5 protein-coding genes are annotated in these 5,981 nt (G+C 68.3%); all 5 read right to left on the bottom strand.

What is annotated here, in order from left to right; translation table 11 throughout:
• On the bottom strand, positions 1–653 hold a 653-nt coding region (locus D180_RS13970), incomplete at its 3' end, for an MCP four helix bundle domain-containing protein (RefSeq protein ID WP_017913287.1).
• A 451-nt stretch (positions 654–1,104) separates the two neighbouring features.
• On the bottom strand, positions 1,105–2,169 hold the full coding sequence (locus tag D180_RS13965) for a polysaccharide lyase family 1 protein (protein WP_017913286.1): 1,065 nt from the start codon (positions 2,167–2,169) through the stop codon (positions 1,105–1,107).
• A gap of 419 nt (positions 2,170–2,588) precedes the next feature.
• On the bottom strand, positions 2,589–4,589 hold the full coding sequence (locus tag D180_RS13960; RefSeq protein ID WP_017913285.1) for a M1 family metallopeptidase: 2,001 nt from the start codon (positions 4,587–4,589) through the stop codon (positions 2,589–2,591).
• Positions 4,590–4,798: 209 nt separating this feature from the next.
• Complete coding sequence (locus D180_RS13955; RefSeq protein ID WP_017913284.1) at positions 4,799–5,746, bottom strand: aspartate carbamoyltransferase catalytic subunit; 948 nt, start codon at positions 5,744–5,746, stop codon at positions 4,799–4,801.
• 19 nt (positions 5,747–5,765) lie between these two features.
• On the bottom strand, positions 5,766–5,981 hold a 216-nt coding region (gene ruvX / locus D180_RS13950), incomplete at its 5' end, for a Holliday junction resolvase RuvX (RefSeq protein ID WP_017913283.1).

The raw sequence follows: 5,981 nt of genomic DNA, 5'->3' as shown, positions 1-5,981 counted from the left end.
GTCAGGCTGCGGGTGATCAGCCAGGCCAGCAGGCCGCTGACCAGCACCACGAGCACGCCACCGGCCACCAGCAGGCTGCGGCCGCGGTCCATCGCGACGTTGGCGCTGGCGTAGGCTTCGGCGCCGCGCGTGCGTTGCCGGTCGGCATAGGTATTGATCGCCTCCTGCCATTGCTGCGTCGCCGGTCCGGCCTCCGCCATCAGGACTTTCAATGCCTCATCGGCCTTGTTGGCCATGCCCAGGTCCAGGACCTTCTGGTTGGCGAGACGGGTCCGATCGTAGGCGTCGTCGATGGCCTTGCGCATCTGCGCGCCGGTGGCATCGCTGACCGGGATCGCATAGAGCTTGTCGTGGACCTCGCCGTAGTAGCGGCGCTGCTGGTCGACGGCCTTGGCGAACCGCTCGTTCTCTTCCTGCGTCGTCGGCAGCACGATGTTGCGCAGATTGACCGCCACCTGTGCGCTGGCATTGCGCATTTCGCCAGTGTAATCGAGGATCTGCATGCGCCGGTTGACGATGGTGTCCATCATCTCGCGCGCCTGTTTCAGCGTCAGCAGCCCGGCGACGACGAGCGCACAGGAGAGCAGGATGAGGACGCCGAAGGCGGACGCGAGCCGCGTCCCGACGTTGTAGCGTTGCAGGATTCCGATCATGAGGGGCCACCAAGTAAGAAAAGGAGAGCAGCCCGCGCCACGACCTGGATCGCGCAGGACACCCTCGGGCCAACGGCCTGGGCGCGATGCGACGGAGAAGAAGGAAAAGACACTTCCAGCACCGGCCGCATCGGGGGTGTCCCATGCGGGTACTCGTACTAGGTAACGGCGACCCGCCTGGAATCTTGATGCGCAACTGCGCACAGTTTCCTAAATCCCCTCAGCATCGTGACTACGAAGTGCACGTTGCGCGTCTCCCTCACGCCACCGTTGCGCCCCCCGTAAATTCCATGTGAAACAAGGATTAGAAGGCGCCCTATCGGCGCTGGCGCACGTCACACTTACCGCCGCAGGCATTGCCACGCGCACACCAAGAATGTCGTAAACGGCATATATCCGCGACCGCCCGGGCGACCGGCCTCCGCGCCGTCGGGCGCGGAGGCGGCGTGCCTCACTCGGCCAGGTTGGTGCCGGCACCGGCGGTGGCGATGACCTTGGCCTTGACCTGCGCGGCAGGGATCGCCGTGTACATGTAACCCAGCGACTCGGGATAGGTCTTGGACGAGATCCAGGTGGTGGCGTTGGCGTAGGGCTTGCTGGTGCTCTCCGGCACCGTCCAGGTGATGCCGCTGCCGACGTAGTTGTTGATCAGGTCCCAGTAGCCGATCTCGCTGCTGTCGCGCGAGGTCACCGGGTTCTTGATGTTCTCGAAGTAGTTGGCTTCGATCAGCGCCACCCCGCCCATGCGCACGTTGATGCCGGAGGTGAAGACGTTGTTGAAGTAGTTGTTGTAGATGTGGCTCAACCCGCGCCGCTGCAGTGGCAGGCGCGATTCCACGTTCTCGAAGCGGTTGTGATGGTAGGTGGTGCGCGCGGCGGCGTTCTGGGTATCGCTGTCGCTGTAGCCGTTGAGCGCGACCTTCTGGTAGTCGTGGATGTAGTTGTACGACACGGTGACGTGGTTGACGCCCTTCTTCATGTCGATGCCGCCGTCGAAGGACGCGTCGCCGGCGCCGGGGCATTTGGTCAGCGAGGCGAAGATGGTGTTGTGGTCCACCCAGATGTTGGACGGCTGGCCGCTGGAATTGCCTTCCAGCGAGATCGAATCGGCGTCCTCGCCGCCGGGCAACAGGCCGATGGTCATGTTGCGGATGATGACGTTGTGCGAATTGCCGACCACGCGCACGCCGAAGTTGGCCGAGGAGCCGTTCGCCCCCTTGATGGTGATGTCGCGCTTGTTCTTGATCTGCACGGTCTTGGCCGGCAGCTTCCATTGCGTGCATACGTCGGTGATGCTGGCGTAGTTGAAGCTGCCGGTGTAGTTGAGCACCAGGCCGCCGGAGCCGGCGTAGTTGTCGATCGCCGCCTGCATCGCCTCCATCGTGGCGACGTTGACCGGAATGGCGTTGCCGCCACCGGTGGTGTTGGCGCCGTAGCCGACCGGGCCGGCGAAGGCCGGGGCGGCGCCGACGGCCAGAGCGAGCGCCAGTGCGCCCCTGCGGAACTGCTGCTGCATGATGTCTCTCCCATCTGTCGCGATGAGTGCAGGACGCATGACAGTGCATGCATGCGCCGGCACGGGGCGTGGGGGCCGGCGGCATTCTTGGAATGCACGCGGCGGCCCGCGCAATCGCCACGACGCAGAACTGGAACCCTGCGCTCCGTTCGCCGCGCGGGACAGGACAAGCGGACACGCACGGTCCGCAGGAGACAGACAGCGACAGCCGGGGACAGGCTTCCCGCACGCACGCTGCGTTGGACGCACCTCGCCGGCAACGACGGCGAACGGCCGTGCATCGCGCGCATCGCCATCGCCGTCGGCGCACCGCGCAGGGACAAGCGCACGCCGGCGCTGCGCGGCCGCGAATGTTGCGGCCGCAGCACGTTTGCGCGAGCCATCCGACGCCGAACAGGCGCCGGATGGCCGCGACGCGCTCAGCTCACCGTGTCCAGGCGGTTGTCGCTGCGGTCGGCGTCGGGCAGCACATGGTCCGGATCCAGGGTCACGTGCAGCACCTTCTGCGTACTCGGCACCCGTATCTGCGGCTGGGTCTGCTGCATCCAGGTCTCCACCGGCACGCGCTGATCGAGATGGCTGCCGTCGGCGAAGTCGATGCGCAGGGTCGCCGGCATCACCAGCTTCTGGCGGCTGCCCAAGGTCACCAGCAGGCCCTTGGCCGGATCATGATCGACGTAAGCGGCCGCGCGCACGCCCATGTCCAGCTGCCAGTTGTTGAAATACCAGCCGCGCCACCACCAGCTCAGGTCCTCGCCGGCCTCGCTCTCCATCAGCCGGAAGAAATCCGACGGCGTCGGGTGCTTGTAGGCCCAGGTGGCGATGTACTTGCGGAACGCCGGATCGAAGCGCGCCGGACCGAGGATCTGTTCGCGCAGCAGCACCAGGCCCAGCGCGCCCTTGAAGTAGGTCAGCGGATGCCGGTATTTCTCGCTGGTGGCGTCGGCGCGATCGAGCAGGGTCGGCGCCTGCGCGTCGGCCAGCAGTGGCAGGATCTCGTCCACCGGGTTGCCGCCGCCGGGCGCGTACTCGCCATCGCGCTTGGGCGCGAATTCGCCATGGTTGATCGCGTCGGAGGCGTAGACGTCGATGAAGGTGTTGAAGCCCTCGTCCATGAACGCATGGCGGCGCTCGTTGGAGCCGACGATCATCGGAAACCAGCCGTGGCCCAGTTCGTGCGCGGTGATCCAGAACAGTTGCTTGCCGCCGTCCTCCATGTCGTCGAAGACGATGCCCGGATACTCCATGCCGGCGCCGTGGCCGCCCAGGTTCACCGCCGCCGGCCACGGGTACGGATACCACCGCGAGAAGTGCTCGATCGAGGCTTTGACGAACTCGGTGGAGCGGCCCCACTTGTCGCTGCCGACCGCGCTGCGCGGATACACCGACATCGCCAGCGCATGCTTGCCTTCGGGCAGGTTGATCCGCGCCGCATCCCACACGAACGCCGGCGAGGCGGCGAAGGCGACGTCGCGGGTGTGGTCCATGTGGAAGCGCCAGGTCTGGGTGCCGCTGGCGCTGGGCCGACTGTCCGGCTTGCCCACCTCATCGGCGCCGCGGATGGTCACCGTGCTGTCGCTGGCGGCGGCTTGCGCCAGGCGCTGGCGCTGGGTGGCGGTGAGCACCTGCGCCGGATTCACCAGTTCGCCGGAACCGGCCACCAGGTAGTTCCAGGGCACCGTCACCTCGTAGTCGAAATCGCCGTACTCCAGGTAGAACTCCGCGCCCAGGTAGGGCTGGGTGTCCCAGCCGCGCAGGTCGTCGTACACCGCCATGCGCGGATACCACTGCGCGATCTCGTAGATGTCGCCATCGGCGGTGGGCGTGACCGCGGTGCGGCCGCCCCAGGTACCGGGCACGGTGTAGGCGTAGTCGATGTGCAGCTTGAGCGCCTTGCCGCTGGCCAGCGGCTGCGGCAGATCCACGCGCATGCGTGTGTCGTCGATCAGGAAGGTGGCCGCCACGCGCTTGCCGCCCTGCTCCAGTTCCACCTTGGCGATGCGATAGCCCTCGGTGCTCTGCGGCGCGGGCCGGTCGGCACGCGCGGCGCGCAAGTTGCGGGCGCGGGCATCGCTGCGGTACAGGTTCTGGTCCAGCTGCAGCCACAGCACGTCCAGCGTGTCCGGGCTGCGGTTGCTGTAGGTGATGGTCTCCTGGCCGCGCAGGGTGTGCGTGGCCGGTTCCAGGGTGGCGTGCAGGTCGTAGTCGGCGCGGTTCTGCCAGTACTGCGGGCCGGGCACGCCGCCGCCGCTGCGGTAGGCGTTGGCTGGCTGCGGCAACTGCAGCGGTGCGAACAGCGCCTGCGGATCGTAGGTGCCGGCACCATCCGCGGCGGCGGCAGTGGTGGCATCGGCCTGGGCGGCGGCGACAAGGGAAACACAAGCCGCGGCGAACGCAGCGCGGCGCAGGACAAGGATCATGGTGGCGTCCGTGGGGAGGATCGCCGCCGATGGTAGGCCGATTGGGGGTGGCGCGAATGTGCCGTTCGCCACCTTCGGCAGCGGATGCTCGGCAAGACGGAGTAGCAGCGGCTTCAGCCGCGATGGGCGCTACCGGGAAGGCCCGTCGCGGCTGATCCCCGAGGGGGACAAGCGCCGCTCCTACGACGGCAGGGCGACGCGCGCCGGGCTCAGCCCAGCAAGGTCTCCAGCACCGCCATGCGCACCGCCACGCCGTTGGCGACCTGGCGCAGGATGCACGACTGCGCGCCGTCGGCGACCTCGTCGGTGATCTCCACGCCGCGGTTGATCGGCCCCGGATGCAGCACCACTGCGTCCTTCGACGCGCGGCGCAGCCGCTCGGCAGTGAGGCCGTACTGGCCATGGTAGTCCTCCAGCGAGGTCACCAGGCCTTCCTCCATGCGCTCGCGCTGCAGGCGCAGCATCATCACCGCGTCCACGCCGTCGAGCATGGCGTCGAAATCCTCGCCGACCACGCAGCCGTCCAGGGTGCCGTCGTCGGGCAGCAACGCGCGCGGGCCGCAGACGCGCACTTCGCCGGCACCGAGGGTGCGCAGCGCGTGCAGGTCCGAGCGTGCCACCCGCGAGTGCTTGACGTCGCCGACGATGACCAGCTTGAGCTTGGAGAAATCGCCGCCCTTGGCGTGGCGCAGGGTCAGCATGTCGAGCAGGCCCTGGGTGGGATGCGCGCTGCGGCCGTCGCCGGCGTTGATCAGCGCGGTGCCCTCGCCCGCCGCCTCGGCCAGGCGCTCCACCGCGCCGTCCTCGGGGTGGCGCACGACGAAGCCGCGCACGCCCATCGCTTCCAGGTTCTTCAGCGTGTCGCGCGCGGTCTCGCCCTTGCGCGTGGACGAGGTGGAGGCGTCGAAGTTCAGCACGTCGGCGCCGAGCCGCTGCGCGGCCAGCTGGAACGAACTGCGGGTGCGCGTGGACGGTTCGAAGAACAGCGTGCACACCGCGGTGCCGGCCAGCACGTTGCGCTTGCCGACCCGACCCACCGCCGCGTCGCGGATCTGCCCGGCGCGGTCCAGCAGTTGCAGCAGGGTCGCGCGCGGCAGCCCTTCCAGGGTCAGCAGGTGGCGCAGGCGCCCGTTCGAATCGAGTTGCGGATCAGTCATGGCGGGTCCGGGCAGTGGATCAGGGAGGGGGAATGGCGTCGTCGGGCGCGGCCAGCCAGCGCTCCACGATCACCGCGGCGGCCACCGCGTCCAGCGCGGCGGCGTCGCGGCGGCGCTTGCGGCCGGCGGCACGGTCCACCGCGAAGCGTTGCGCGGCCTCGACCGAACTGGAGCGTTCGTCGACCAGCACCACCGGCAGGCGGTAGCGCGCGCCGAGTTCGCGGGCGAAGGCGTG

It is taken from the genome of Xanthomonas sp. SHU 166 (assembly GCF_000364685.1).
Taxonomy (GTDB): Bacteria; Pseudomonadota; Gammaproteobacteria; order Xanthomonadales; family Xanthomonadaceae; genus Xanthomonas_A; species Xanthomonas_A sontii.
This window is presented reverse-complemented; position numbering and strand designations above follow the sequence as displayed.